Source organism: Agromyces sp. NPDC055520, from assembly GCF_053619715.1.
The window spans coordinates 86,440-112,419 of record NZ_JBSHJY010000001.1 but is presented as its reverse complement, the minus strand read 5'-3'; the positions used below and the strand labels follow the sequence as shown (position 1 = coordinate 112,419).

Sequence of the window (25,980 nt, the reverse complement as noted above, 5' to 3'; positions counted from 1 at the left end):
CAAGTGGTGAGCCGAGTGACTCACCATTAGCGAAGGAGCCGAAATGGGCAAGCTCATCTACTCGATGATCACCTCGCTCGACGGGTACGCGAAGGCGGCCGAGGGCGACCTCGGCAACGGCGCCGAAGACGAAGAGGTGCACACCTTCATCGGCGACGCCTTCCGCAACGTCGGCACGTTCCTCTACGGCCGGCGCATGTACGAGACGATGGTGTTCTGGGAGACGGTCGATGCGCAGTCCGACCTGCCGCCCTACATCGTCGACTACGCCGACGAGTGGAAGGCCGCCGAGAAGGTCGTGTACTCCACGACGCTGCAAGCCGTGTCGAGCGCGAAGACGCGCATCGAGCGCAGCTTCGACCCCGACGCGGTGCGCAGGCTCAAGGCCGAGTCCGACCACGACCTCAGCGTCGACGGTCCGAACCTCGCTGCGCAGGCGATCAGAGCCGGGCTCGTCGACGAGTACCACCTGTTCATCACGTCGAGCGTGGTCGGCGGTGGCACCCGGTTCTTCCCCGACGGTGTGCGGCTCGACCTCGACCTCGTCGACGAGCGGGCCTTCGACAACGGGCTGCTCTACGCGCGGTACCACGCGCGGTGAGCTCAGGTCGTAGGGTGCACGTAGCCTCGATCGCATGGAGCCGTTCGAACACGTGTGCGAGGTTCACTCCCCCTGCTTGGTGCCCGAGTCCCATTCGAGGGTGATCTTGAGCTCGTGTCCCCGCGCGTATTCTGCGGTGAGCTTCTGCGCTTGGCCGAGGACGATACTGGGCGCGATGCCGAGTTCAACGGCGAGGTCGTCGGCACCCACCGTCATCACCGACGCATTCGCTGGCACCTCGGGCAGAAGTGCGAGCCGCGGTTCATGAACGCCTCGCGCACCATCGGCGTGCCGCACCGCGGGCAGGGCTTGCCGGCCCGGCCGTAGGCGTTCAGCGAGTGCTCGAAATAGCCCGATGCCCCGTTGACGTTCACGTACTGCGCGTCGAAACTCGTGCCGCCCTCGGCGAGCGCCTTGCCGAGCACATCGCGCACCGCGCCGAGCAACTCGCGCGCCTTGCGCGGCGACAGCGACGATGCCGGCTGCTCGCCGTGCAGTCGCACGGCCCACAGCGATTCGTCGGCGTAGATGTTGCCGATGCCGCTCACGACGCCCTGGTCGAGCAGCACGCGCTTGATCGCCGTGCCGCGCTTGGCGAGCGCGGCGAAGAACGCCCGCTCCGAGAAGGCCGGGTCGAGCGGATCCCGCCCGATGTGGGCGACCTGGGCGGGCACCTGCCGCGCCCACTCCCCCGCGACATCGCCCGAGCCCACACCCACACCCACACCCACACCCGAGAATCCACCGATCTCGCCGTCGGCGGTCGGCACGAGCCGGTCGACGGCGAGCGAGCCGAAGATGCGCTGGTCGACGAAGTCGACCCGCAGCTCGCCGTGCTCGGGGTGCTCGAGGTGCAGCCGCACGCGCGCGTGGGCGTCGTCGCCGGGATGGTCGGGCGTGCGCAGCAGCATCTGCCCGCTCATGCCGAGATGCCCGACGAGTGCCCGGCCGTCGCGCCGATCATCGCCGCGTCTCGTATCGGTGCCGAGCGGCAGCCAGAGGAACTTGCCGCGTCGCACGGCGGCCTCGATGCGCGCGCCGGTCAAGAGCGATTCGAAATCGCCGGATGCCGCGTCGTGACGTTTCAGCGAACGCGGTTCGAGCACCTCGACCGCGACCACGACGGCACCGGTCACGGCCGGCGCGAGTCCGGCTCGCACGACCTCGACCTCGGGCAGCTCGGGCACGTCAGCGCGAGTTGAGCATCGTCCAGGCCTCGAGCGCGGCGGCCATCTCGGCCTGCTTCTTGCTCGAGCCCTCGCCCGACGCCTCGACGAGGTCGCCCACCGTCACCGTGGCGACGAAGTGCTTGTTGTGGTCGGGGCCGCTCTCGGCCACCGCGTACGAGGGTGCGGCAGCGCCGCGACGCGCGGCGATCTCTTGCAGGCTCGTCTTCGGGTCCATGGCGGCCCCGAACCTCGCGGGGTCTTCCATGAGCGGTGCCACGAGGCGCAACACGAGCGCCGTTGCGGCATCGCCGCCGGCGTCGAGATACACGGCACCGATGATCGCCTCGACGGTGTCCGCGAGGATCGACGGCTTGTCGGCACCGCCGGTCATCGTCTCGCCGCGGCCGAGCCTGATGAAAGGGCCGACTTCGATCGAGCGGCCGACCTCTGCAAGCGCGACACTCGAGACGAGGCTGGCCCGCCGCTTCGCGAGCTCACCCTCTTCGAGGTCGGGGTGATCGCGGAAGAGCTTGACGGTCACGGCCTGCCCGAGGATCGAGTCGCCGAGGAACTCCAGGCGCTCGTTGGTCGGGATGCCGCCGTTCTCATACGCGAACGACCGGTGCGTGAGCGCGAGCAGCAGCAGGGCGGGGTCGATCGAGATCTGCAGACGTTCCTGCAGTTCGTCGAGCGTTCGACCATCGGCCCCGATGAGCTCGGTTCGCGTCACGACCGGTCGTTCAGGTGTCTGGGGCCGACTAGACGTCGGCGACCTTGCGGCCCTTGTACTCGAGGAAGAGCGGGGTGCCCGCCGAGTCCTCGACGACCTTGGCGCGGTGGGGAAGGCTGTAGGTGACCTTGCCGTTCTCGACCGTCTTGACCAGGGTGGGAACCTCGGCCTTCCACTGCGCGCGGCGCATGTGGGTTCGGGCTCGTGACTTCTTCCGCTTCGGAACAGCCATGACTATCTCTCTTCTCTCTGCTGATCTGCCCCGGATGCGTCACCCGGACCACTGTCTTCGGAAGCCTGGAACCCGGCGAGCGCGGACCAGCGTGGATCGCTGTGCTCAGGGGTGACGAGTTCCGGATGATCGGCCAGTCGGAGCCCGGTCTCTGGGTCGAGACCTGGGCAATCCGGTCGGCACACCGGCTGGAACGGCAGTGCCAGCACTACCGCATCTCGGATGAGTGGTTCAAGATCCACGTGGTCGTCTTGAACCTCATACTCGATGGCTTCCCCAGAATGATACCCGAAGAGTTCTTGGAACTCGACTTCGACGGGCAGCGCGACGTCGATGAGGCAGCGACCGCACTCCCCCTCGGCGACGGCGTCGATCTCGGCCGTGACGAGAATGCCCTCGTGCACCGACTCGAGTCGAACGTCGAGATCGAGCTCTGAGCCGGCTCTGACGGCGACGAGGCCCTCGCCCATCTGCTCACCGGCGGCGACGGCGAAGCGATGTTCGCGCATCTCACCCGGGCGGTTGACGAGGTCACGCACGTTCACTCGGAACGGAGAATGCTTGTTGGCCACGAGCGACGAGTCTACGCGCCGACGGATGGACGTGGGCTGAACGCCCGCCGTGCGAGGTCGAAGAGCGAGCGCGGCGCGAGCGCGGCGCGCACCCGTTCCATCGGGGCCGCGTCGTCGAGCAGCGCCGCCCGCACCCGCGCGACGTTGGCCTGCAACTCGGCGGCTTCGGCGCCTGCACCCAAACCGACACCGACACCGGGCTCCGGTCCATACCGCTCGCGCTCGACGGCATCCCGCAGCGCGATGAGCGCCGCCAGCGCCGACGGGTCGCCGAACGCCGCGCGCTCGGCAGTCGTCGCGGCGAACGCCCTGGCGGTCTCGACGTCGTCGCCACCCGCCCCGAGGTCACGGGCCGTGGCGATCACCTCGTCCCACGCGGCATCCGCCGGCCGTTCGCCCTTCACGACGCGGCGGCGGCGTGCCGCGCGCTGGCCGAGACGCAGCAGCGCCGGCAGCAGCAGCACGAGCACCGCCACCAGCGCGATGGGAAGGCCGCGCTGCCACCACGAGTCGACGCTCGCGCCGCCGCCGGCCTGCCCGGCGAGCCCGCGGTCGGGATCGAGTTCGGGTCGGCCGCTCGCCCCCGGCAGGGCCGGGGCGGTGCTCGGCGCGCCGGCCCCGGTGCCGTCGCCGGCGCCCGGGCGCGAGTAGTCGGGCACGCTGCCGCGACCGGGCGTCGGCTCGAACGGCACCCAGCCGACGCCCTCGAAGTACAGCTCGGGCCACGAGTGCAGGTCGTGCGAGTCGACCTCGACGCGCTGCACGCCGTCGACCCGCTCCTGCGTCGGCGAGCCCTGGGTGTAACCCAGCGAGATGCGCGAGGGGATGCCGAGTTCGCGAGCGAGCACCGCCATCGTCGAGGCGAAGTGCACGCAGTAGCCCGACTTGGTCTCGAGGAACTTGGCGATGACGTCGAAGCCTCCGCCGTCGTACCCCGCTTCGACGGGCGCCTCGGTCGAGTAGTCGAATAGCGCCGAGCGCAGGAACGATTGGATAGCGACGGCGGCGTCGTACTTCGTCGTCGTGCCGGCGGTGACGGATGCCGCGGTCTCGGCGATGATCGGCGGCATCTCGTCGGGCAACGCGAGGTTCGGTGCGAGTGCGGCCGGCACCTCGTCGCCCGCATCGCGCAGCTGCGCCACCGTGGGATCGACCTCGAGCCGCGTGACGAGGTAGCGCTGACCGCCGGTGTTCGTGTCGACACTGCGCACCGCGAGCGAACCCGCGTCCCAGAACCACGAACCGCTGAGGCCCTCGATGCGCGACGTCGGATACGGCACGGGCAGCCACGTGGTGCGCACCTCGTCGACGACGACCTCGATCGGGTGCTCGGCCGTCGAGACTTCTTCGGAGAGCCCCATGGGCAGCGGCATCGCGTCGACCGTGTTGTCGCCGTCGACGGCGGTGTCGGTGACCCCCCAGACCTCGCCCTCGAATCGATCGAGCGTGAGCAGGGTGAAGTACGGCCGATCGGCGTTGCGGGCGAAGTAGTGGAACGCCGGCAGCGCGTCGGGCCGTCGGAGATCGCGCCCGAGGTCGATGAAGGGGCTCACGCCGCGCGCGAACAGCGTGCCCTGGCTGGGCGAACCGAGCAGCAGGCTCGTCGACACGCTCGGCGTCGACGCGGCGAGCACCGACGCCGTGAGGAGGCCGACGGCGGCGAGGCCGAGCGAGGCGCCGAGCGTCGAGACGATCGGCACTCGCTTGGGCGGCACGATGGTGGCCGCGTCGTCGCCCTCGCCGCCGGCGACCAGTCGCGCCCGGCGGCGAACGCGCACGTCGACGCGAAGCAGCAGCAGATACGCCGCGGCGGTGAGCAGCAGGGCCGGCACCTCGGCGCCCGCCTCGATGATGAAGCCCGGCACGAGGATCGGCACGAGGGCCGGCGCCGCGGCGAGCGCCGGCATGCGCATCGTCTGCACGAAGACGTCGGTGAAGACCGCGATCAGCCCGATGCCGAGCGCGAGCGCGAAGAGCAGCGGCGGCACCGGGATGGCGGGCACCGATTGCTGCTCGATCGTGCGTTGCGCGCCGGATAGAAGGGCGTCGAACGTCTCGAACGTTCCCTGCGTCGGAATGAGGAACACGATGCTCGAGGCGCCGCCGAAGACGAGGGTGAGCAGCAGCAACAGCACCACGAGTTCGAGCACGGGCACGAGGGAGGCGGGCGTGCGGAGCGCGCGCAACCCCGCCCCCGAGAACAGCACACCGCCCGCGACGAAGGCGCAGAGCCACCACCAGCCGCTGCCGGCGATGAGCGGACCGAGCGCCATCGCCGCGGTCGCGAGCAGCAGAAAGGATGCCGCGGCCAACGCGAGCCGCTGCGCCCGCGACAGCGGAACGGGGTCAGGACGCATGCGGCCCCCCGTCGACGTCTGCGGGGCGAACCGACGCGCGGCTCGGCTGCGCGGTGCGAACGGGTGCGCCGCGCCGTGCGGGCGGCTCGGGCCGGATCATCGTCGTACCCGACCACGCCGCCGCGATCTCAGCGCCACGGCGCACGCGCACGACCCGCCAGTCGGCCTTCTCGAGAGCGTCGACGATGCCCGCGGCGACCGACTCCGTCGCGAAGACGACGGCCGGTTCGAACGTCGACCGCAGCGCCACGAGCGTGCGGGCGTCGTGCTCGTCGGGGTCGACGAGCACCGCGAAGCCCGGCATTCGGGCATCACGGCCCCGCGGCCCCGCGGCCGACGACCCGTGCTGCGCCGCCGACGCCGGTTCACGGGTCTGGCGCGCGGGTTGACGGGCGGGGCCCTCGAGCCGGGCGAGGTCTTCGAGCAGCAGCCGATCGCCGCCCGGCATGCGGTAGCCGGCACCCGCCTCTTCGGAGAGGAGGCTGCGCTCGGGGTCGTCGACGCGGTCGCAGCGCACTCGGAACCCGCGCTCGAGCAGGTGCATGCCGATCGAGGCCGCGACCTCGACCCCGAGTTCGAAGCCGAAGTGCGGCGCATCGTCGCCGTCGCCCCGGTGCCCGGCGGTTCGCGCCCGCCCGGCGAGCGTGGTGTCGAGGATGATGCGCGCCTCGGGGTCGCCGCGCTGCTCTTCTTCACGCACCATGAGCTCGCCGCGCCTCGCGGTCGCCGCCCAGTTCACCCGGCGCAACGGGTCGCCGTAGCGGTACTCGCGTGCGATGAGCTCGTCGGAGTTCGGGTGCGTGCGGCGTTGCAGGCCGTTGAGCACGCCGTCGACGCTCGCCGCCGAACCGAGCGCCGCGTCGAGGGGGGTGACGCGGGGCGTCACCACGGCGTCGTGCGCAGAGCCGACATCGCGGTCGATGCGGGCGAGCCCGAAGGGATCGGTGATGCCCACCCGCAGGGGGCCGATCGGGTAAACGCCGCGCCGCGGCATCCGCAACCGGTATTCGACGCGCACCGTGTCGTCGCCCGACGGCAGCATCGACTCGTACGGGCCCATCGCCGGCAGGATCGCCTCCGGCGCGGCCGAGAGGGTCGTCGGCACGCCGTCGCGCCAGTGCGCCCCGTCGAAGGTGCGGCGCGAGCGGTTCTTGATGACGAGCGCGACCAGCGTCGACGCCCCCGCCGAGACGACGGGCGGCGTGAACCGGCGCGTCACGGCGAGGCTCGGCTTGCGCAGCGTCACGAAGAGCGCCGCCACCGCGGGCATGGCGATGCCGACGAACGCCAGCACGAGCACATCGCGCAGATCGAACCACAGCGAGACGGCGACGAGCAACACCCCGACGATGACGAGCGTGGCCCCCCGGTGAGTGAGTCGCGGCCAGATCGCGACTCGAGCACCCCGGTGACCGAGTCGCGGCCAGGTCACGACTCGAGCGGAACGGGGACGCGGCATCTCAGGTCCTTCGCGCGCTGCCGACCGGAACCGGCGTCTCCCCCACGATGCGGCGCACGATGGCGTCGATGAGCGGCCCACTGTCTCGGTCGTGCGCCCCGATCGCACGACTCGTGGGCACGAGCCGGTGCGCGAGCACCGGCACGGCGAGGGCGTCGACGTCGTCGGGCAGCACGAAGTCGCGCCCGTGCATGGCCGCGTGCGCCTTGGCCGCACGGATGAGTTGCAGGGTGGCCCGCGGGCTCGCCCCGAGCCGCAACTGCCGGTCTTCGCGGGTGGCCCTCGCGAGATCGACGGCGTACTCCTTGACGGGCTGCGAGGTGAACACGTGCTGCACGGCCTCGATCATGCCGCGCAGCTCGGCGAGGCTGACGACGGGTTCGAGCGCGTCGAGCGGGCTCGAGGTCTCTCGGGTCGAGAGCATCGCCAGTTCGTCGGCGGACGAGGGGTAGCCCATCGAGATGCGGGCCATGAAGCGGTCGCGCTGCGCCTCGGGCAGCGGATAGGTGCCCTCCATCTCGACCGGGTTCTGCGTCGCGATGACGGTGAACGGCGGTTCGAGCCGGTAGGTCGTGCCGTCGGCGGTGACCTGTCGCTCCTCCATGCACTCGAGCAGTGCCGACTGGGTCTTCGGGCTCGCACGGTTGATCTCGTCGCCGATCACGATGTTGGCGAACACCGGTCCGTGCTTGAACTCGAAGCGCCGGCTCGCCTGGTCGAACACCGAGACGCCGGTGACGTCGCTCGGCAGCAGGTCGGGGGTGAACTGGATGCGGCTGACGGTCGCGTCGACCGAGCGCGCGAGGGTCTTGGCGAGCATCGTCTTGCCCACGCCCGGCACGTCTTCGATGAGCAGGTGGCCCTCGGCGAGCAGCACCGTGAGCGCACTCGTGACCGCCTCGCGCTTGCCTGCGATGACCGCTTCGACGTTCGCCACGATGGCCGCCGCTCGGGTGCCCACCTCGTCGATGCCCATCTTCGACGCGAGCTCCGTGGCGCCCCGGTCGGCCGTGGTCTCGGTCATGGCGTCATCGCCGCCTGGAGGTACTCCGCGACGGCCGGCGGCACGTACGGTGCGACGTCGCCGCCGAGCGCCGACACCTGACGCACGAGCGAACTCGACACGTGGCCGTGCGCGGGGTCGGGCAGGAGGAACACGGTCTCGACCCCAGCGAGGTGGCGGTTCACGATCGCCATGGGCGTCTCGTAGGCGACGTCGAGCTGCGACCGAACGCCCTTGACGAGCACTGAGGCGCCGACGTCGGTGCAGTAGTCGACGAGCAGGCCCATGCTCCACGAGGCCACCACGATGCGGCCCTGGATGCCGGCTTCGGCGATCGAGCGCTCGATGAGCGAGACCCGCTGCGCGATCGGCAGCAGCGCCGACTTGTCGGGATTGTGCACGACGACGACGTGCAGCTCGTCGTAGAGCCCCGCGGCCCGTTCGATGACGTCGAGATGTCCGCGCGTGACGGGGTCGAATGATCCTGGGACGACGGCGATCCGCTGCATACGCAACAGCGTACTGCCCGCGCGGTCACGTGGAAGGGCCGGTGCAGAGTCTCAGCCCTTGCTCAGGTATCCGCTCGTCTCGTCGTCGAGTCGGCGACGTACCGCGGCGGCGAGCGCGGGCTGCGAATCGAGCCCGTCGCCGCTCGCGAGCACCTCTTGGGCGAATTCGCGCGCCTCGGCGATGAGGTCGCCGTCGCGGGCCACTTTCAGCAGTTTGAGCGACGAGCGCCCGCCCGACTGCACGGCGCCGAGCACGTCGCCCTCTTGCCGCAGCTCGAGGTCGGCTTGGGCGAGCTCGAAGCCGTCGAGGGTCGCGGCGACGGCCTCGACCCGCTGCAGGGCGAGCGAGCCGGGCACCGCCGAGGTCACGAGCAGGCAGAGGCCCGGCACCGAGCCCCGGCCGACCCGGCCACGCAACTGGTGCAACTGCGAGACCCCGAAGCGGTCGGCGTCGACGACGACCATGGCGCTCGCGTTCGGCACGTCGACGCCGACCTCGATCACGGTGGTCGCCACGAGCACGTCGATCTCGCCGGCCGAGAATGCGCGCATCGTCGCGTCTTTCTCATCGGCCGTCATGCGGCCGTGCAGCGGGGCGATGCGCGTGTCGGCGAAGCGCGGGTGTGCGCGCAGTTCGGCGAGCACGGCGACGACGGATGCCACGGGGCCCGCGGCATCCGCTCGGCTCTCGCCGCTGTCGGGCGCGACCGCCGCCGCGCCGCCCGGCCCCTCGTCTTCGACGACCTTCGCCTCGATCGCCGGGCACACGACGAAGGCCTGTCGCGCGAGCGCGAGCTCTTCGGCGAGGCGCTCCCAGATGCGCGGCCGCCACGTCGGCCTGATCGCGAGCGGCACGACCTGCGAGGTGATGCCCGCGCGGCCGGCCGGCAGCTCGCGGATCGTCGACACGTCGAGGTCGCCGAACACCGTCATCGCGACGGTGCGCGGAATCGGCGTCGCCGTCAGCACGAGCACGTGCGGCGGGCTCTGCCCCTTCAGCCGCAACGCCTCGCGCTGCTCGACGCCGAAGCGGTGCTGCTCGTCGACGACGACGAGCCCGAGGTCGGCGAACGACACGTTGTCGCCGAGCAACGCGTGCGTGCCGACCACGATGCGCGACTGCCCGGCGGCGGCCCGAAGCAGCGCCTTCTTGCGCTGGGCGACGGGCAACTGCCCGGTCAAGAGGGTCGGCATGAGTTCGGCGGCGAGGTCGGGGCCGAGCATCTTCGCGATCGAACGCAGGTGCTGGCCGGCGAGCACCTCGGTCGGTGCGAGCAGTGCCGACTGGCCGCCCGAGTCGGCGACCGCGAGCATCGCCCGGAGCGCCACGACCGTCTTGCCCGAACCCACCTCGCCCTGCACGAGCCGGTTCATCGGCACGGGTTCGGCGAGGTCGCGGGCGATCTCGCCGCCGACGTCGAGCTGGTCGCCCGTGAGGGTGAACGGCAGCGCGGCGTCGAACCGCTCGAGCAGCCCCCCGGGCACCGGCTGCCGTGCGACCGTCGTGTGCGTGCGCAGCTCGGCGCGACGCTGCAGCAGGGCCGCCTGCAGCACGAACGCCTCGGTGAAGCGCAGCGTACCGCGCGCCCGCTTCCAGTCGGCGTCGCGCACGGGCCGGTGCACGAGCTCGAGCGCCTCGCGGTGGGCGAGGAGCGACTTCGCCTGCCGCACCGACGACGGCAACGGGTCATCCACCGGCGCGAGGCCGTCGAGCACCAACTCGACCGCCTTCGCGATCTGCCAGCTGACGAGCGTCGACGTGGCCGGGTAGATCGGAATCGGCGCCTCGGCCCAGCGTTTGGCCGCCGCGTCGCCCGCCGCGATCGGGGTCGCGTCGTCGAACAGCTGGTAGTCGGGGTGCGCGAGCTGGCGACGGCCCTGGTAGTCGCCCACCTTGCCGGCGAAGATGCCGCGCAGGCCCGGGCGCAACTCGTTGGCGCGCCAGCGCTGGTTGAAGAACGTGAGCGTCAGCACACCCGTGCCGTCGGTGATCTTCGCCTCGACGATCGAGCCCTTGCGGGCGCGCATCGACCGCTCGTTGACCTCGATCACCTCGGCGATGATCGTGACGGCCTCATCGAGCGGGAGTGAGGCGAGCGCGGTGAGCTCACCGCGCATGGCGTAGCGGCGCGGGTAGTGCGCCAGCAGCTCGCCGACGGTGCGGTACCCGAAGCCGCGCTCGAACGCCTGCGCCGTGCGGCCGCCGAGCGGCACCGACAACTTGGAATCGAGCGTGAACGAGCCGGGTGCGGGTGCGGTGCCGCTCGCCTGATCGAGCCCCTCGGTCATGGCTCGATCGTAGGCTCTGCCTCTGTCACGGCCCCGGTCAGCGCCGCGAGCTCGGCCTGCACGTAGGGGTCATCGGGTCGCGACTCGGCGAGTTCGCGCTGGATCGCGAGTGCCTCGTCGTCGCGGCCGAGGCTGCGCAGGCACCGCGCGACCGACCAGCGGGCGACGTGGCGCTGCCCGGCCGTGCCGTAGGCATCGGCGGCCTCGACGGCCTGCTCGAACTGCAGGAGGGCGCCCGGCAGCCGCCCGGCGTCGTGCAGGGTCCAGCCGAGGTTGTTGTGCAGGGCGACGCCCCAGCGCTTCACGCGCGGGTCGCGCACGCCGTCGAGCACGTCGAAGCCCTCGGTCGCCCACTCTTCTTCATGGCCGGCGTCGTTGAGGGCGAGCATGTGCAGCGCATCGAGCACGAGGAACGGCGACCCGGCGAGCGCCGCCTCGCGCACGCCGCGGGTGAGTTCGGGCACCGCGTCGGCGGGGCGGCCGTCGGATGCCGCGATCCGGCCGCGCTCGATCGACACGCGTGCCCTCAGCTCGGCGGCATCGGCCGGCGCGTCGCCGGGCTGGATGCCGGCCGTCACGCCGTCGAGCGCGGCGAGCGCCTCGTCGATGCGCCCCTGGATGCCGAGCGCGCGGGCGAGCTGGGTGGTCATCACGGCGCGGTCGTGCGCGGAGTTGCCGTCGTCGTCTGCGGCCTCCCTGAAACGCTCCTCACTCGCCGCCGGGTCGCCGAAGTCCCAGAGTCGGTCGATCATCTGCTGTCGGGCCCCGCGATGTCGGGACGGTTCGGCGGGCACCTGGTCGGTCGAGTCATCCACCCTTCCATCATGGCAGCGCTTCGGGCCCGCCCGTTATGCTCGCCTGAGCATGACCCGCATCATCGCCGGATTCGCCGGCTCACTGACCATTCGGGTGCCGCGCTCCGGCACCCGGCCCACGAGCGACCGCGTACGCGAGGCGATCTTCTCGGCGCTCGAGGCCAGAGACGCCCTCGACGGCGCGCGCGTCGTCGACCTCTACGCGGGCTCGGGGGCGCTCGGGCTCGAGGCGGCCAGCCGTGGTGCGACCGACATCGTGCTCGTCGAACGGGCCAAGCCCGCGGCCGAGATCTGCCGCGCGAACGCCGACGCCCTGCTGAAGGCGGCGAAGGACGGTACCCGCCCGCACGTGCGCGTCGCCGTACGCCCGGTCGCCGCGTACCTCGAGACCGCGGCAGCCGGCATCGACGTCGCCTTCATCGACCCGCCGTACGACCTCGCCGAGAGCGCGCTCGCCCGCGACCTCGAGCTGCTCGCGCCGCTGCTCGCGCCGGGCGCCGTGGTCATGGTCGAGCGCAGCTCGCGCTCCCCCGAGCCCGTCTGGCCGGTCGGCATCGAGCCCGAGCGCCGGCGCGACTACGGCGAGACGACGCTCTGGTGGGCGACGACGGCCGAGCCCGCGCCTGAGACCGGGCCTGAGGCCGGGCCCGGGCCCGCTCAGCCCGACCTGCCGTCCCAGCCCGAGTAGGGGTCCCAGCCGGCCCCGTCGATCGCGACGCCGTCGAGCAGCAGCAGCCCCGCGGCATCCGTCACGGTGCCGATCGCCTCGAACGGCGCCGGCAGCACCGTGCCGGGCGGGAACGTCGCGAGCAGCCCGTGGTCTTCGGCGCCCGCGAGCGCGAGACGCACCTCGGGGCCGAGCGCCGCGGCCGAGAAGTCGATGCCGACTGCGCTCGCCTGCGCGATGCGCCGCGCGTCGCGAGCGAGCCCGTCAGAGACGTCGAGCATGGCTGTGGCGCCCGCGAGCGCGGCTGCCACTCCGGCAGATACCGGCGGCGACGGTGCCAGCTGGGCGGCGATGAGCTCTGGATGCCGCGTGCGCAACGCCTCGGCCGCAGCGGCATCGGGTTCGCCCGCGGCATCCGTCGCCTCGGCGAAGAGCAGGGCGAGACCGCGCGCCGCATCGCCTCGCGCACCCGCGTGGGCGACCACGTCGCCCGGGCGGGCGCCGCTGCGCGTCACCGGGGGTCGCCCCTCGAGATCGCCGAACGCGGTCACCGCGATCATCAGCACCGCCGAGGCGCTGAGGTCGCCGCCGACGACCCCCGCCCCCGGCGCGAGCGCGGCGAGTCCCTCGCGGAGTCCGTCGGCCAGGCCCTCGAGCACCACGGCGTCGAGCGAGGGCGGTGCGGCGATCGCCACGACGAGTGCGGTCGGCCGGGCGCCCATCGCCGCCACGTCGGTGAGGTTCGTGGCCGCGGCCTTCCAGCCGAGCTCGAACGGCGTCGACCAGGCGAGCCGGAAGTCGGGGCCGTGCACCATGAGGTCGGTCGTCACGACGAAGCGGCCGTCGGCCGCCGCGACCACCGCCGCGTCGTCGCCGGGGCCGAGGAGGGCTGCGGCGGCCGGGCGGAGTCTCGGCAGGATCCGCGCGAGCGCGGCGTCCTCGCCGAGCTCGCCGACCGTCTGGCTGCGGATCGCGGCGTGCGCGGGGTCGTGCTCGTGCATGCCTCTCACGCTAGCGTGCGCCTCGCGGCCGGCCGGCCGGCGTTGGCGACGCGGCAACTCGGCGACGCCCAGCTTCGGGTGACGAGCTCGCGATAGCCTGATCGTGATGTCTGACTCAGCCGCCCCCATCCGGTCTCGCACGGGATTCCGACTGCTCGCCGCCACGGCGGCCGCGGCAGCCTCGATGTTCGTCTTCGCCGGTTGCAGTCAGGCCGTGCCGATCGAGACCGCGCCGCTCGCGAGCGATCCCGCCTGCGCCGCCGTGGTCGTGCGGTTGCCCGACACGATCGCGCAAGACACCGACTCCGAGCAGCAGCAACGCGAGACCAACGCGCAGGGCACGGGTGCCTGGGGCGAGCCGGCATCCGTCGTGCTGCGCTGCGGCGCCGAGCCCCTCGGCCCCACGACCGACCGGTGCGTGAGCGTCAACGGCGTCGACTGGGTGATCGACGAATCGCAGAAGCCGAAGTACCTGTTCACCACCTACGGCCGCACGCCCGCCGTCGAAGTGCTCGTCGACAACGACGTGGTCTCTGGCACGACCGTCATCACCGACCTCTCGGCTGCCGTCTCGGCTATCCCGGCCGACGGCGGCTGCACGAGTGTCGAGGAGGCCGACGCCGTCGGTTGAGCCCGCCTGCGCCTCAGCGGCTGCCGCGCGCGACGCCGCCGTCGATGAGTTCGGCGATGAGCTCGGGGTAGGTCACCCCCGACTGCTGCCAGCAGGTCGGGAACATCGAGATCGGCGTGAAGCCCGGCATCGTGTTGACCTCGTTCACGACGAAGCCCTCGTCGGTGAGGAACACGTCGACCCGGGCGAGACCCTCGCCGCCGATCGCCTCGAACGCCCGCCGCGCGATGCGTTGCAGCTCGAAGAGTTCACCGTCGCCGAGCTCGGCGGGGCAGATCAGCTCGACCCCGGGTGCGTCGAGGTACTTCGCCTCGAAGTCGTAGAACTCGCGTCCGGTCACGACGACCTCGCCCGCGACGCTCACCCGCACCGACGCACCGACGCCACCGAGCACGCCGCACTCGATCTCGCGGCCGACGACCGCGGCCTCGACGAGCACCGTGCCGTCTTCGGCGAAGGCGGTCTCGAGGGCCGCGTCGAGCTGCGACCAGTCGGCGACCTTCGTGACGCCGACCGAGGAGCCGGCGCGCGCCGGTTTGACGAACACGGGCAGGCCGAGCGCTTTCGTGCGGCGCTCCCACAGCTCGCGGTTCTCGTCGAGCGACGATCGGGTCAACGTCACCCACGGCGCCACGGCGATGCCGGCGCCCTCGAGCACGGTCTTCGTGAAGTGCTTGTCCATGCCGACGGCCGAGGCGAGCACGCCGTTGCCGACGTACGGCAGGCCGAGCAGCTCGAGCATGCCCTGGATCGTGCCGTCTTCGCCGAAACGCCCGTGCAGGATGGGGAAGACCACGTCGACGTCGCCGAGCGAACGCTCGCCGGAACCACCTGTTTCGGCGGACACCGTCATCACGCGCAGTTCGCGCGACGACGCGCTCTCGGGCCAACGCACCCGACTGCCGTTGTCGACGACCTCGGGCAGGTGCGCCGGGTCGAGCGCGAAGCGTTCGGGGTCGTCCGACTCGAGCACGAACGCACCGTCGCGGGTGATCCCGACGGGGATCACCTCGTAGCGGCTACGGTCGATCGCCCGAAGCACCCCGCCCGCCGTGGCGCAGCTGATCGAATGCTCGCTGGAACGCCCTCCGAACAGCAGAACCACTCTGAGTTTGTCCATCGATCGTCCTTTCGCCCTGCGGCTCGTCATCGGTCGTGAGGTGGGGCGCGATGTCTTTCGGGTCGAGCGTGCCCGCGAGCACCTGCCGAACCTGTTCGACGATGGGCATGTCGACGCCCATCGCCCGCGCGAGTTCGAGGATCGGCCCGACCGACGCGAGCCCCTCGGTGGTCTGCTGCATCTGCGTCACGACGTCGTTCAGGTGGTAGCCCTGGCCGAGCAGCCGGCCCGCGGTGTTGTTGCGCGAGAGCGGCGACTGGCTCGTGGCGATGAGGTCGCCGAGTCCGGCGAGCCCCGCGAGGGTCTCTCGGTGCGCGCCGTAGGCCACGGCGAAGTCGGTCATCTCGACGAGGCCCCGCGTGATGATCGAGGCCTTCGTGTTCTCGCCGTACCCGACGCCGTCGACGATGCCGATCGCGACGGCGATGAGGTTCTTCAGCACGCCGCCGAACTCGGTGCCGATCACGTCGGTGTTCACGAACGAGCGGAAGTAGCGGTTGCGGGCGACGGATGCGACGGCCTGAGCCGTCTCGAGACTCGTCGACGAGACGACGGCGGCCGTCGGCTGCTCTTTCGCGATCTCGAGCGCGAGGTTCGGCCCGGAGATCACGGCGATCTGGGACTCATCGATCTTCAGCACCTCGGCGATGACCTCGCTCATGCGCTTGCCGGTCGACTTCTCGACACCCTTCATGAGCGAGACGACGGTTGCCTGCGCGTGCAGGTGCGGAGCGATGATCGCGAGATTCTCACGAAGCGACTGGCTCGGCACCGAGATGAAGACCTGTTCGGCGCCCGCGAGGGCGAGGTCGAGGCGGCTCGTCGCCCTGAGTCCGAGCGGCAGGTTGACACCGGGCAGGTAGTCGCTGTTTCGCTTGGCCTCTTGGATCTCGCGCGCGAGTTCGGGGCGCCGCGCCCACAGCACGACGTCGGCGCCGCCGTCGGCGAGGATCTTCGCGAAGGTCGTGCCCCAGCTGCCGGCACCCAGCACGGCGACGCGTTTGCCGACCGCCTTCTTGCCGGCCGCCTTCTTGGCGGGAACTCTAGTCTTCAAGGCGACCCGTCTCTTTCTGACCGTGCTGCGTCGGATCCCAACGCTCGGCCGGTGCCGGAACGCCCCGCAGCTCTGCGAGCAGTTCGGCGATCGCGTCCATGAGTTCGCCCGTCGCCTCGAGCAGGGTGGACTGCGTGAGCGGCTTGCCGCGATACGCGCTGAGGTCGAGCGGTTCGCCGATGATGACGTCGATGGTCTTGCGAGGGAACGGGTGGATCTGCTTGCCGTAGCGCGGCATCAGCTCTTGCGTGCCCCAGTGCGCTGCAGGAATGATCGGGATGTCGCGCTCCAACGCGATGCGCACGGCGCCCGTCTTGCCGCGCATCGGCCAGAGGTCGGGGTCGCGGGTGAGCGAGCCCTCGGGGTAGACCACGACCATGCGGCCCTTCTCGACGAGCTCTTCGGCGGCGCGCAGCGCCCGGTGGCTCTTGCTGCCGGCTCGCTCGACCGGGATCTGCCCCGAGGTGCGCAGCAGCCAGCCGAGCACGGGGTTCTTGAAGAGCGACGCCTTCGCGAGGAACCGGGGCGCACGCCCCAGCTTCCACACCGCGGCGCCGATCACGAGCGGGTCGATCTCGCTGTAGTGATTGGGGGCGAGCACGAAGGCGCCCGACTGCGGCAGGCGTTCGCGGTGATGGAACCGATAACGCACCGCGAGGCCCAGCGGGGGAAGGGCGATGGCGGCGAGCAACCAGAAGAACGACGGCCGGCGGGTCTCCGAACGTGCTCTCATGGGGCTGGCCGAAGGAGTGTCGTCGTGTGGCACTCCCCCATTATCCTTCGAGTTCGAAGTCCGCCCCGAGGAGCTCCAGCTTCGTGATGAAGTTCTCGTAGCCGCGGGCGATGATGCCGACGTTCGAGACGGTCGAGCGGCCGTCGGCCGTGAGCGCCGCGATGAGGTGGCTGAAGCCGCCCCGCAGGTCGGGCACCTCGATGTCGGCGCCGGTCAGCTTCGTCGGGCCCGAGATGACGGCGGAGTGCTTGAAGTTGCGCTGGCCGAAGCGGCACGGGCGACCCCCGAGGCATTCCTTGTGCACCTCGATCGACGCACCCATCTCGACGAGTGCGTCGACGAAGCCGAAGCGCTGCTCGTAGACGGTCTCGTGCACGATCGAGACGCCCTTCGCCTTCGTGAGGGCGATCACGAGCGGCTGCTGCCAGTCGGTCATGAAGCCCGGGTGCACGTCGGTCTCGATGATCACGGGCGAGAGCTCGCCCCCGGGGTGGAAGAAGCGGATGCCGTCCTCCTGGATCTCGAAGTCGCCGCCGACCTTGCGGAAGACGTTGAGGAAGGTGAGCATCTCGGCCTGACGGGCGCCGCCGACGAAGATGTCGCCGTCGGTCGCGAGGGCCGCGGCGGCCCAGCTCGCGGCCTCGTTGCGGTCGAAGAGTGCACGGTGCGTGTAGCCGTCGAGCTTCTCGACGCCTTCGATGCGAATGACCCGGTCGGTGTCGACCGTGATGATGGCGCCCATCTTCTGCAGGATGTTGATGAGATCCATGATCTCGGGCTCGATCGCCGCGCCCGAGAGCTCGGTGATGCCGTCGGCGAGCACGGCCGTGAGCAGCACCTGCTCGGTCGCGCCGACGCTCGGGTAGGGCAGCGACACCTTGGCGCCGTGCAGGCCGCCGGGCGCCGACATGCGGATGCCGCTCGGCAGCTTCTCGACGATGGCGCCGAAGTTGCGCAGCACCTCGAGGTGGTAGTCGATCGGGCGGTCGCCGATGCGGCAGCCGCCGAGGTCGGGGATGAACGCCTCGCCGAGCCGGTGCAGCAACGGGCCGCAGAACAGGATCGGGATGCGGCTGGAACCCGCGTGCGCGTCGATGTCGGCCATGTGGGCCGTCTCGACGGCCGTCGGGTCGAGGATGAGCTCGCCCTCTGCGCCCTGCGTCACGCTCACGCCGTGCACCTCGAGGAGGCCGCGGACGATGCGCACGTCGCTGATGTTCGGCACGTCTTTCAGCACGCTGGGCGTGTCACCGAGAATGGCCGCGACCATCGCCTTCGTGACGAGGTTCTTCGCGCCCTTCAGCTCGATGCGACCGCGGAGCGGCTTGCCACCGTTGATCGTGATCTTGTCGACGTTCAAGCCGACCGCCGTTCCATGGTTCTTGGCATCCTGCCCGAGTGTGTTCACAGACTCCCTGATTCCGCCGGCTCCCGGATGGGGAGCGTCTTCGGCCGCCACGACTCTCGATGAGACTCGAATTCGGCGATTGCTGCTTCGTCTCGAAGGGTGAGCCCGATGTCGTCGAGCCCCTCGAGCAACCTCCACCGAGTGTAGTCGTCGATGTCGAACGCGACCGTGAGCGCTCCAGCGCTCACCGTTCGTGCAACCAGATCGACGGTCACGGCTATTCCCGGGTCGGCCTCGACGACCTCCCACAGGCGCTCGATGTCTTCGTAGGCGACCTGGGCGGCGACGAGTCCCTGCTTGCCCGCGTTGCCGCGGAAGATGTCGCCGAAGCGCGAGCTGATGACGACGCCGAACCCGAAGTCGCGCAGGGCCCAGACCGCGTGCTCGCGGCTCGAACCGGTGCCGAAGTCGGGGCCGGCGATGAGCACCTTCACGCCCTGGTATTCGGGCCGGTTCAGTACGAACTCGGGGTCTTTGCGCCACTCGTGGAAGAGCGCGTCGTCGAACCCGGTCTTCGTCACGCGCTTCAAGAACACGGCGGGGATGATCTGGTCGGTGTCGACGTTCGAACGGCGCAGCGGCGCCGCGGTGCCGGTGACGGTCGTGATCTTCTCCATGATCAGTTCCCCTCCCCTTCGGTCTGCAGATCCCACGGGCTCGACAGCGTGCCGCGAATGGCGGTGGCGGCGGCCACGAGCGGCGACACGAGGTGTGTACGGCCGCCCTTGCCCTGACGGCCCTCGAAGTTGCGGTTCGAGGTCGAGGCGCAGCGTTCGCCGGGTGCGAGCTGGTCTGGGTTCATGCCGAGGCACATCGAGCAACCGGCGAAACGCCACTCGGCGCCGAAATCGGTGATGACCTTGTCGAGTCCCTCGGCCTCGGCCTCGAGCCGCACGCGGGCCGAACCCGGCACGACCATGACGCGCACGCCCTCGGCCTTCTGCTTGCCCTTGATGATCGAGGCGAAGGCCCGCAGGTCTTCGATGCGGCTGTTGGTGCACGAGCCCATGAAGACGGCGTCGACCGCGATCTCTTTCAACGGCGTGCCGGGCTCGAGCGCCATGTACTCGAGTGCGCGCTCGGCGGCGGCGCGCTCGTGCTGGTCGTCGATGGCTGCGGGGTCGGGCACCGAATCCGAGAGCGAGACGCCCTGGCCCGGGTTCGTGCCCCACGTGACGAAGGGCTCGAGCGAGCCTGCGTCGATGAACACCTCGGCGTCGAACTCGGCACCCTCGTCGGTCGCGAGCGTCTCCCAGTAGGCGACGGCCGCATCCCAGTCGGCGCCGGCCGGAGCATGGTCGCGACCCTCGAGGTACGCGTACGTCGTGGCATCCGGCGCCACCATGCCGGCGCGCGCACCCGCCTCGATCGACATGTTGCAGATCGTCATGCGGCCGTCCATCGAGAGCGCACGGATCGCGCTGCCGCGGTACTCGAGCACGTAGCCCTGCCCGCCGCCGGTGCCGATCTTCGCGATGACCGCGAGGATGATGTCTTTCGCGGTGACGCCGGGGCGCAGGGCGCCCTCGACGTTGATCGCCATGGTCTTGAACGGCTTCAGCGGCAGCGTCTGCGTGGCGAGCACGTGCTCGACCTCGCTCGTGCCGATGCCGAACGCCATGGCGCCGAACGCGCCGTGCGTCGAGGTGTGCGAGTCGCCGCACACCACCGTGATGCCGGGCTGCGTCAGGCCGAGCTGCGGGCCGACGACGTGCACGATGCCCTGCTCCTTGTCGCCGAGCGAGTGCAGGCGGATGCCGAACTCGGCGGCGTTCCTGCGCAGCGTCTCGATCTGGGTGCGACTCGTCAGGTCGGCGATCGGCTTGTCGATGTCGAGCGTCGGCGTGTTGTGGTCTTCGGTCGCGATCGTGAGATCTGGCCGGCGCACCGGCCGACCCGCCATGCGCAGGCCGTCGAAGGCCTGCGGGCTCGTCACCTCGTGCACGAGGTGCAGGTCGATGTAGATCAGGTCGGGGGTGCCGTCTTCGCCCTGCTTGACCAGGTGGGCGTTCCACACCTTCTCGGCCAGGGTGCGCGGGCGTTCTGCCGCCGCGACATCTGCTGTGGTGGGCGCGGCGTTCGTGGGTGCTGGGTTCATGCGTTCGTCTTCCTCAGGTCCAGGGGTCAGCCGACGACAGACTCCGCGGCGGGGAAGGCCTCAGAACGAAGCCCCGCCGCGGCAACGAAGGAGGAGAAGAAGTCGTCGTGCGCGCACTGCTTCAGGCTAACACCTCGGCGATGGGGCACCTGCCAGATGATGCGGATCGCACGCTGTCAGGGGCCGGTCGACACCGCAGGGCGAGGTGGATGTCCCGGGGTTCACGCCCGCTCGACGCGCACCGCGAAGGTGCCGAGCTCGACCCGGTCGCCGGGGGCGAGCACGACGCGTTCGCCCGGGCCGAGGTCGTGCTCATCGCCGTTGGCACGCGTGATCAGCACGCCGTTCGTCGAGTGCAGATCGGTGATCGAGAGTTCCTGGCCCTCGAGGTCGATGATCGCGTGGGTCTTCGACACCGACTTCGCGGGGTCGGCGACCGGCACGAGGGCCGCGTGCGGACGCACCGCGACGGGCGCGGGGTCGCGGCCGAGCACGATCGAACCGCCGAGCTGGAAGCGCTGGCCGTCATCGAGCGAGAGCACCCACGGGCCGTGCGGCACGGCCTCGGCGGGGGGCACCACGGGTCGCGGCGGCGTGGCCGGCAGGCTCGTCGGCGTGAACGTCGGGAACGCCGCCGGCCGCACTTCGGGCGCACGACGAGGCGGCGCCTCGACGGTGTCGGGGATCAACCCCGGAGGCGGAACGATGAACCCCTCGTGTTCCACGACACCACTCTAAACGAGCGGTTACGAGATCGCCGCCCCCGCTTCGCCGGGTTGCGAACGCCTCGATCTCGCGGGCTTCGACCCCGAGAAGTCGACCTTCGCCCAGTCGCGCTTCGAGCGGATGCGGAACCTGCTGAAGAAGCGTCGCAGTCGACCGGATGCCGCGCGCGCGAGTCCGACGGACTCGAGGGCGGCCTTCCAGCTCTCCTCCACCACTGTCTCCTCGACCTCGCGGCCGCCGAAGACGGCCCGGTCGGTCGCATCGGCCAGCGGCGTGACGCGGATGCTGCTCGCCGCGGCATCCGCTCGCACCAGACGTACCGGGCCGGTGTCGGTGTGCAGCGCGCGCGCATCGCCGAGGCCCTGGTCACGCAACTGCTGCTCGATCGCAGCCGCCACCTGCCGACGGCTGCCGACGCGAGGCACCTCGAAGCCGAGTTCTGCGAACTCGTCGGTCAGTTCGTCCCACGCACCGGCCACCCTGCGGTCGCCGGTGCCGCGGGTGCGCCGGCGCCGCCGGCGCCGGGCCTTGAGCGCGCCGATCACGAGCATCGTGCCGAAGAAGAGCAGCAACGGGATGCCGACGGCGCCCGCCGTGACCCACGCCCACAGAGGGATGACGAAGCCCTGGTCTTTCTTCTCGTCGTCGCTGTCATCGATCTCGACCGCGGTCAGCAGGTCTTCGTCTTCGTTGTCGCTGCGCGGGGGCTGGCGCACCTGCGGCTGCGGCTCGGACTTCGGCTTGGGCGTCTGATCCTGCGGGATGTCGGTCTCGTCGGGCGTGGGGTGGAACGGAACCCAGCCGACGCCGTCGAATGCGACCTCGACCCAGGCGGTGACGTCGTCGCCGACGACCTCGACGGAATCGGCGTCCTCGCCGATCTGCGGCGCGAAGCCCATGACGACTCGCGACGGGTACCCGAAGTAGCGGGCCATCAGGGCCATGGCCGAGGCGTACTGCTCTTCGTCGCCGACCATCTGGCTGCGGGTGAACAGCTCGATCATGCGGTCGGCGCCGTGACCGGCCCGCGAGGGCACCGAGTCGGACGCGAGTCCGTGGCTCAGAAAGCCCTGGGTCTTCAACGCGGTCTCGATGGCGCGCAGCTGCTCGATGGGCGTCTCGGCGCTGCCGGCGTACTCCTGCGCCTTCGCGACGACGACGTCGGGCGTGTTCTCGATCGGCGCGAGGTCGAGCTGCGCCGCCGGGGTGTCGATGAGGTCGTCGTCGTCGACGCTCTGCTGCACCGTCGCGTCGATCGTGTAGCGGTAGCCCTCGGCGAGGCCGCTCGTCAGCACGGCGGTGCCGGTCGAGGAGTTGTACCGCAGGTCGCCTGCGCTGTCGGCACTCGCCGCGTCGTCGAAGCTCAAGCGGGTCGGAAACCCGACGCCCGGCAACCAGACGTCGTCGTAGCCGCCCATCTCGATCTCGGCCGTGCGCTCGCCGCCCGCCCGCATGAGCGCCGGCAGGGGCAGCGTCTCGCCGACGAGCGAGAACCCGCCGTCGCTCACGGCCATGTCGTCTGGTCCGGCGACGTTCCAGAGCCGGCCGTCGTACGAGTCCATGCTCGCGAGGCGGATCACGTCGCCGGGCTCGAGTCCGGTCGCGGTGAAGATCGTCGTCTCGGCCAGATCTTTCGTGTACGAGCGGAAGCCGGCCAGCGGGCTCGGGAAGGCGAGCGGATCGAACGGCGGCGTGATCTCTTCGCGGAGCACGAAGCGGTCGGGCTGCGTCGGAGCGAGCGCGGTGCCCGCGAGCGCTCCGACGAGCACTGCGCCCGTGACGAGCATGCCGGTACCTGCGAGCTTGCGCCGCTGCAGCCTCGCCGCGCCATCGCCGCTCGCCGCCGGGGCGGCACTGCGCCGCCAACCGAGCCAGATCAGCGCGATCACGGCGAAGGCGACCCCGCGCACACCCGCGAAGTAGGTCTCGTCGGTGCCGAGCAGAATGCCCGAGAGGAACAGCAGGGCCGGGCCGATGAGCAGCACGCTCGCCCGAAGGGGCGTGCGCCGAACCGAGAGCCAACGGCTCGCGAGCATCGTGCCGACGAGGGCGACGAGCCACGTCGCGAAGTACGGCACGACGGGAATGTAGTACGGCGCCTCGACCGGGGTCTGCAGCGTGACGATGTCGGCCCAGCCCCAGACCGCGCCGAGCGCGAGACCCGCGAGCGTCTCGAGGCTCGGCACGACGCCGAACAGCGATTGGGCCGGCATCGTGAGCGCACTGCCGAAGAGGAAGTAGCCGAGCAGCGCAGCGAGCACGTTGGTGACCATGCCGAGTCGCAGCACGTAGCCGAGCACGCCGAACGCGGTGCCCACGACGAGTCCGCCGATGCCGGCGATCAAGAAGTTGTCGTCGCCGAACGAGGTCTCGTAGCCGATGACGCCGAGGAGCGACAGGATCGAGATGATCGCGACGTCGGGCCAGGCGCGCGCCGGGAACGGGCGGGTGGCCGGCTGGGGGGCAGCGCCTGCCGGCGTCGCCTGCGGCGCGGGGGTCGAGGTCTCGGTCACGGCCGCACCCGCCGCATCACGCGCGGAAGATCGCCGATCGCACCGATCGTCACCACGGTCAGCCCCGACACCTTCGCGATGCGCGACGGCGCACCGGACTCGGCGCGGAACCCGATGGTCTGCGCGTCGAGCCCGAAGACGGTCTCCGCCGCGCGGAAGTCGGCGAGCGGCACCTGCGACCCGCCGACGATCATCACGACGCTCGGCGGCGGCAGTCGCTTCGTCGATTCCCGCGCGAAGTCACGCAGACTCGCATGATCGCCGGATGTCTCGACCAGACGCGAGCTGTCATCGAGCAGTGCCGTGGGGGTGGCGGTGGAGAGCGGCATCCGCTCGCTCGCGATGCTCATCTTGGTGCCGTCGCGCACGACCTGCACGCCGATCGACGCGGTGATCGAGATGGCGAGCTCGAACTCGTCGTCGGACGCGTAGGCGCCGCGGTCGGTCGTGTGCACGATCGTGAGCTGCGAGCGACGGGTCTCTTCGAACTGGCGCACCATGAGCTGGCCGGTGCGCGCGGAGGTGCGCCAGTGCACGTTGCGCAGCGCGTCGCCGGGCTCGTACGAGCGCAGGGCGTGGAAGGAGATGTCGTCGTTCGTGATGGTCTTCGTGACCTCGCCCTCGAGGTCGCGCACGAGACCCGAGGCGCTCGGCGCGAGCCGCGCGGTGACGGGGTGCACGAAGAGCTCGACCTCGTCGGTCCACCGCACGGTGCGGCGCAAGAGGCCGAGCTGGTCGCCGCGCACCGTGATCGCGGGGCCCGCGACGATGACCGCACGTCGCTGCGTCGGCACGGCGAAGAGCTCGTCGTGCTCGGCACCGGGCGCCAGCACCGGCACGACGAACTCGGCGACGGCGCCGCCGACGGGCAGTTCCATGCGCGACGGGATCGACGGCTTCGCGGCGATGTTGGTCACGACCATGCGGCCGAGCGCCCGCTCCCCCGCGACGACGCGGTGCGGGTTCAGCTCGATGTGCACGCTGAAGCTCGCCCGACCGAACACGAACGCGACCGCCACGACGAGCGCGGCGGCGAGCGTCGCACCGACGTAGCCGAACTCGATCCAGCCGAAGATGCGGCTGAGCGCGAAGGCGACGATCGCGCCGGCGAGCACGATCCAGCCGATCGGCGAGATCACGCGCGTGACGGGCGCGGCGAACCCGAACACCCTGGCGAACGCCTGACCGGTCAGACGCAGCGCGTTGCGCGCCCCGCCCGCGATGGCGCGCCAGAGACCCCGCAGGGCGATGGCGGCCTGCGAGGGCACGCGCGGCGAGGGGTCCGGGCGTTCGGGGGCGACGGTCTGCGTCATGCCGCGCGGTACGCAGGCGGTTCGATGTCGACCAGCACTCGGCTCACGATGTCTTCGGCGGTGATGCCCGCGAAGTCCGATTCGGGGTCGACGATGATGCGGTGCGCGAGCACCGGCACCGCGAGCTCGCGCACGTCGTCGGGGGTCACGTAGGTGCGGCCCTGCGAGAGTGCCCAGGTCTTGACGGCGCGTGCCAGCGCGAGCGCGCCGCGCATGCTGACCCCGAGGGTCGAGTCCTTGTGGGTGCGGGTCGCGGTCACGATGTGGTTCAGGTAGGCGAGCACGGAGGCATCGACGAACACGTCCGAGGCCAGCTGCGCCATCGCCGCCACCGAGCCCGGGGCGATGATCGGCGCCACCTTCGACGCACGGGCGCGGTTCGACGAGTCGAGCAGCAGCGCGACCGCCGTGTTGTGGTCGGGGTAGCCGAGCGAGGTCTTGATGAGGAAGCGGTCGAGCTGCGCCTCGGGCAGCGTGTACGTGCCGGCCTGCTCGACGGGGTTCTGCGTCGCGATGACCATGAACGGGCGGCCGACGTCGTGGCTCACGCCGTCGACGGTGACACGGCCCTCCTCCATGACCTCGAGCAGTGCCGACTGGGTCTTCGGGCTCGCCCGGTTGATCTCGTCGGCCAGCACGATCGAGGCGAAGATCGGGCCCTTGTGGAACTCGAAGGCGCCCTTGCCCTGGTCGTAGATCGTCACACCGGTGACGTCGGAGGGCAGCAGGTCAGGGGTGAACTGGATGCGCGAGTTCGAGCCGTCGAGCGTGTTCGCGAGCGCTTTCGCGAGCACCGTCTTGCCCGTGCCCGGCACGTCTTCGAGCAGCACGTGACCGTCGCTGAGCAGTGCCGCCACGACGAGCCTGATGACCTCGCGCTTGCCGAGGATCGCCTGGTCGACGTTGTCGACGAGCTTCGCGAAGGCGTCGGAGAACCAGTCCGCCTGTTCCTGTGTCACTGCCATGTTCTCTCCTTGATC

Annotated in this window: 25 protein-coding genes; 3 read left to right on the top strand and 22 right to left on the bottom strand. The window is 70.8% G+C overall.

The window, feature by feature from the left end:
- Positions 1-43: 43 nt before the first annotated feature.
- Positions 44-601 (top strand): dihydrofolate reductase family protein, encoded by a 558-nt coding sequence (locus tag ACWGST_RS00500; protein WP_452044683.1) that lies wholly within the window; start codon positions 44-46, stop codon positions 599-601.
- A 63-nt stretch (positions 602-664) separates the two neighbouring features.
- Here ACWGST_RS00500 and ACWGST_RS00495 read toward each other — a convergent pair whose 3' ends face one another.
- The 11 genes from ACWGST_RS00495 to ACWGST_RS00445 all read right to left on the bottom strand — a co-directional run bounded on the left by ACWGST_RS00495 (position 665) and on the right by ACWGST_RS00445 (position 11,736).
- Entirely contained in the window at positions 665-817 is a 153-nt protein-coding gene (locus ACWGST_RS00495; RefSeq protein WP_452044682.1) for a hypothetical protein, read from the bottom strand.
- A complete protein-coding gene (gene mutM, locus ACWGST_RS00490; protein WP_452044681.1) occupies positions 817-1,788 on the bottom strand; it encodes a bifunctional DNA-formamidopyrimidine glycosylase/DNA-(apurinic or apyrimidinic site) lyase in 972 nt (323 codons plus the stop codon). Before mutM ends, ACWGST_RS00495 begins: the two co-directional genes overlap by 1 nt.
- Before the next feature lies 1 nt (position 1,789).
- Positions 1,790-2,482, bottom strand: coding sequence for a ribonuclease III (rnc, locus tag ACWGST_RS00485; RefSeq protein WP_452044893.1), 693 nt, complete (start codon positions 2,480-2,482; stop codon positions 1,790-1,792).
- A gap of 46 nt (positions 2,483-2,528) precedes the next feature.
- Positions 2,529-2,732: a 50S ribosomal protein L32 gene (rpmF, locus tag ACWGST_RS00480; protein ID WP_022891802.1), complete on the bottom strand. Its 204-nt coding sequence runs from the start codon at positions 2,730-2,732 to the stop codon at positions 2,529-2,531.
- A gap of 2 nt (positions 2,733-2,734) precedes the next feature.
- Positions 2,735-3,241 (bottom strand): YceD family protein, encoded by a 507-nt coding sequence (locus ACWGST_RS00475; RefSeq protein ID WP_452044892.1) that lies wholly within the window; start codon positions 3,239-3,241, stop codon positions 2,735-2,737.
- A 74-nt stretch (positions 3,242-3,315) separates the two neighbouring features.
- Positions 3,316-5,661 (bottom strand): transglutaminase family protein, encoded by a 2,346-nt coding sequence (locus ACWGST_RS00470; RefSeq protein WP_452044680.1) that lies wholly within the window; start codon positions 5,659-5,661, stop codon positions 3,316-3,318.
- The gene (locus tag ACWGST_RS00465; RefSeq protein ID WP_452044679.1) at positions 5,651-7,093 is read right to left on the bottom strand and encodes a DUF58 domain-containing protein; all 1,443 of its coding nucleotides are present in this window, start codon (positions 7,091-7,093) and stop codon (positions 5,651-5,653) included. Before ACWGST_RS00465 ends, ACWGST_RS00470 begins: the two co-directional genes overlap by 11 nt.
- A 28-nt stretch (positions 7,094-7,121) precedes the next feature.
- Positions 7,122-8,096 carry an AAA family ATPase gene (locus ACWGST_RS00460; protein WP_452044891.1) on the bottom strand — a complete coding sequence of 325 codons (975 nt, stop codon included), beginning with the start codon at positions 8,094-8,096 and terminating at the stop codon, positions 7,122-7,124.
- A 44-nt stretch (positions 8,097-8,140) separates the two neighbouring features.
- Complete coding sequence (gene coaD / locus ACWGST_RS00455) at positions 8,141-8,632, bottom strand: pantetheine-phosphate adenylyltransferase (RefSeq protein WP_452044678.1); 492 nt, start codon at positions 8,630-8,632, stop codon at positions 8,141-8,143.
- Between the two features lie 51 nt (positions 8,633-8,683).
- A complete protein-coding gene (locus ACWGST_RS00450) occupies positions 8,684-10,921 on the bottom strand; it encodes an ATP-dependent DNA helicase RecG (protein ID WP_452044677.1) in 2,238 nt (745 codons plus the stop codon).
- Complete coding sequence (locus tag ACWGST_RS00445) at positions 10,918-11,736, bottom strand: tetratricopeptide repeat protein (RefSeq protein ID WP_452044676.1); 819 nt, start codon at positions 11,734-11,736, stop codon at positions 10,918-10,920. Before ACWGST_RS00445 ends, ACWGST_RS00450 begins: the two co-directional genes overlap by 4 nt.
- 49 nt (positions 11,737-11,785) lie before the next feature.
- On the opposite strand from ACWGST_RS00445, the gene ACWGST_RS00440 reads away from it, so the two are divergent.
- Positions 11,786-12,424 (top strand): RsmD family RNA methyltransferase, encoded by a 639-nt coding sequence (locus ACWGST_RS00440; protein WP_452044675.1) that lies wholly within the window; start codon positions 11,786-11,788, stop codon positions 12,422-12,424.
- On the opposite strand, the gene thiL is transcribed toward ACWGST_RS00440, so the two are convergent.
- On the bottom strand, positions 12,394-13,404 hold the full coding sequence (thiL, locus tag ACWGST_RS00435; protein ID WP_452044674.1) for a thiamine-phosphate kinase: 1,011 nt from the start codon (positions 13,402-13,404) through the stop codon (positions 12,394-12,396). The two genes, ACWGST_RS00440 and thiL, sit on opposite strands and share 31 nt — an antisense overlap.
- A 106-nt stretch (positions 13,405-13,510) precedes the next feature.
- On the opposite strand from thiL, the gene ACWGST_RS00430 reads away from it, so the two are divergent.
- On the top strand, positions 13,511-14,035 hold the full coding sequence (locus tag ACWGST_RS00430) for a DUF3515 domain-containing protein (protein ID WP_452044673.1): 525 nt from the start codon (positions 13,511-13,513) through the stop codon (positions 14,033-14,035).
- Positions 14,036-14,048: 13 nt separating this feature from the next.
- Here the strand turns inward: ACWGST_RS00430 and ACWGST_RS00425 are convergent, their stop codons facing one another.
- From ACWGST_RS00425 to ACWGST_RS00380, 10 genes are all read right to left on the bottom strand, one after another.
- A complete protein-coding gene (locus ACWGST_RS00425; RefSeq protein ID WP_452044672.1) occupies positions 14,049-15,155 on the bottom strand; it encodes a D-alanine--D-alanine ligase family protein in 1,107 nt (368 codons plus the stop codon).
- On the bottom strand, positions 15,055-16,146 hold the full coding sequence (locus ACWGST_RS00420; protein WP_452044890.1) for an NAD(P)H-dependent glycerol-3-phosphate dehydrogenase: 1,092 nt from the start codon (positions 16,144-16,146) through the stop codon (positions 15,055-15,057). The genes ACWGST_RS00425 and ACWGST_RS00420 overlap by 101 nt, the downstream gene beginning before the upstream one ends.
- 52 nt (positions 16,147-16,198) lie before the next feature.
- Positions 16,199-16,942, bottom strand: coding sequence for a lysophospholipid acyltransferase family protein (locus ACWGST_RS00415; RefSeq protein ID WP_452044671.1), 744 nt, complete (start codon positions 16,940-16,942; stop codon positions 16,199-16,201).
- A 40-nt stretch (positions 16,943-16,982) separates the two neighbouring features.
- On the bottom strand, positions 16,983-18,350 hold the full coding sequence (gene murA / locus ACWGST_RS00410) for a UDP-N-acetylglucosamine 1-carboxyvinyltransferase (protein ID WP_452044670.1): 1,368 nt from the start codon (positions 18,348-18,350) through the stop codon (positions 16,983-16,985).
- Positions 18,347-18,967, bottom strand: coding sequence for a 3-isopropylmalate dehydratase small subunit (leuD, locus tag ACWGST_RS00405; protein ID WP_452044669.1), 621 nt, complete (start codon positions 18,965-18,967; stop codon positions 18,347-18,349). Before leuD ends, murA begins: the two co-directional genes overlap by 4 nt.
- Positions 18,968-18,969: 2 nt before the next feature.
- Positions 18,970-20,448, bottom strand: coding sequence for a 3-isopropylmalate dehydratase large subunit (gene leuC, locus ACWGST_RS00400; protein ID WP_452044668.1), 1,479 nt, complete (start codon positions 20,446-20,448; stop codon positions 18,970-18,972).
- Positions 20,449-20,669: 221 nt separating this feature from the next.
- On the bottom strand, positions 20,670-21,173 hold the full coding sequence (locus ACWGST_RS00395) for an FHA domain-containing protein (protein ID WP_452044667.1): 504 nt from the start codon (positions 21,171-21,173) through the stop codon (positions 20,670-20,672).
- Between the two features lie 21 nt (positions 21,174-21,194).
- Positions 21,195-23,687, bottom strand: coding sequence for a transglutaminase-like domain-containing protein (locus ACWGST_RS00390; protein ID WP_452044666.1), 2,493 nt, complete (start codon positions 23,685-23,687; stop codon positions 21,195-21,197).
- Positions 23,684-25,000, bottom strand: a complete 1,317-nt coding sequence (locus ACWGST_RS00385; RefSeq protein ID WP_452044665.1) for a DUF58 domain-containing protein — start codon at positions 24,998-25,000, stop codon at positions 23,684-23,686. The genes ACWGST_RS00390 and ACWGST_RS00385 overlap by 4 nt, the downstream gene beginning before the upstream one ends.
- A complete protein-coding gene (locus tag ACWGST_RS00380; protein WP_452044664.1) occupies positions 24,997-25,965 on the bottom strand; it encodes an AAA family ATPase in 969 nt (322 codons plus the stop codon). Before ACWGST_RS00380 ends, ACWGST_RS00385 begins: the two co-directional genes overlap by 4 nt.
- Positions 25,966-25,980 lie beyond the last annotated feature (15 nt).

What these genes read in the sequence shown, in the direction of transcription:
- ACWGST_RS00500 (WP_452044683.1), top strand. Translation starts at nt 44, where the DNA reads ATGGGCAAGCTCATCTACTCGATGATCACCTCGCTCGACGGGTACGCG.
- ACWGST_RS00495 (WP_452044682.1), bottom strand. Translation starts at nt 817, where the DNA reads ATGACGGTGGGTGCCGACGACCTCGCCGTTGAACTCGGCATCGCGCCC.
- rpmF (WP_022891802.1), bottom strand. Translation starts at nt 2,732, where the DNA reads ATGGCTGTTCCGAAGCGGAAGAAGTCACGAGCCCGAACCCACATGCGC.
- ACWGST_RS00475 (WP_452044892.1), bottom strand. Translation starts at nt 3,241, where the DNA reads ATGCGCGAACATCGCTTCGCCGTCGCCGCCGGTGAGCAGATGGGCGAG.
- ACWGST_RS00470 (WP_452044680.1), bottom strand. Translation starts at nt 5,661, where the DNA reads ATGCGTCCTGACCCCGTTCCGCTGTCGCGGGCGCAGCGGCTCGCGTTG.
- ACWGST_RS00460 (WP_452044891.1), bottom strand. Translation starts at nt 8,096, where the DNA reads ATGGGCATCGACGAGGTGGGCACCCGAGCGGCGGCCATCGTGGCGAAC.
- coaD (WP_452044678.1), bottom strand. Translation starts at nt 8,632, where the DNA reads ATGCAGCGGATCGCCGTCGTCCCAGGATCATTCGACCCCGTCACGCGC.
- ACWGST_RS00450 (WP_452044677.1), bottom strand. Translation starts at nt 10,921, where the DNA reads ATGACCGAGGGGCTCGATCAGGCGAGCGGCACCGCACCCGCACCCGGC.
- ACWGST_RS00440 (WP_452044675.1), top strand. Translation starts at nt 11,786, where the DNA reads ATGACCCGCATCATCGCCGGATTCGCCGGCTCACTGACCATTCGGGTG.
- thiL (WP_452044674.1), bottom strand. Translation starts at nt 13,404, where the DNA reads ATGCACGAGCACGACCCCGCGCACGCCGCGATCCGCAGCCAGACGGTC.
- ACWGST_RS00430 (WP_452044673.1), top strand. Translation starts at nt 13,511, where the DNA reads ATGTCTGACTCAGCCGCCCCCATCCGGTCTCGCACGGGATTCCGACTG.
- ACWGST_RS00425 (WP_452044672.1), bottom strand. Translation starts at nt 15,155, where the DNA reads ATGGACAAACTCAGAGTGGTTCTGCTGTTCGGAGGGCGTTCCAGCGAG.
- ACWGST_RS00415 (WP_452044671.1), bottom strand. Translation starts at nt 16,942, where the DNA reads ATGAGAGCACGTTCGGAGACCCGCCGGCCGTCGTTCTTCTGGTTGCTC.
- leuD (WP_452044669.1), bottom strand. Translation starts at nt 18,967, where the DNA reads ATGGAGAAGATCACGACCGTCACCGGCACCGCGGCGCCGCTGCGCCGT.
- leuC (WP_452044668.1), bottom strand. Translation starts at nt 20,448, where the DNA reads ATGAACCCAGCACCCACGAACGCCGCGCCCACCACAGCAGATGTCGCG.
- ACWGST_RS00385 (WP_452044665.1), bottom strand. Translation starts at nt 25,000, where the DNA reads ATGACGCAGACCGTCGCCCCCGAACGCCCGGACCCCTCGCCGCGCGTG.
- ACWGST_RS00380 (WP_452044664.1), bottom strand. Translation starts at nt 25,965, where the DNA reads ATGGCAGTGACACAGGAACAGGCGGACTGGTTCTCCGACGCCTTCGCG.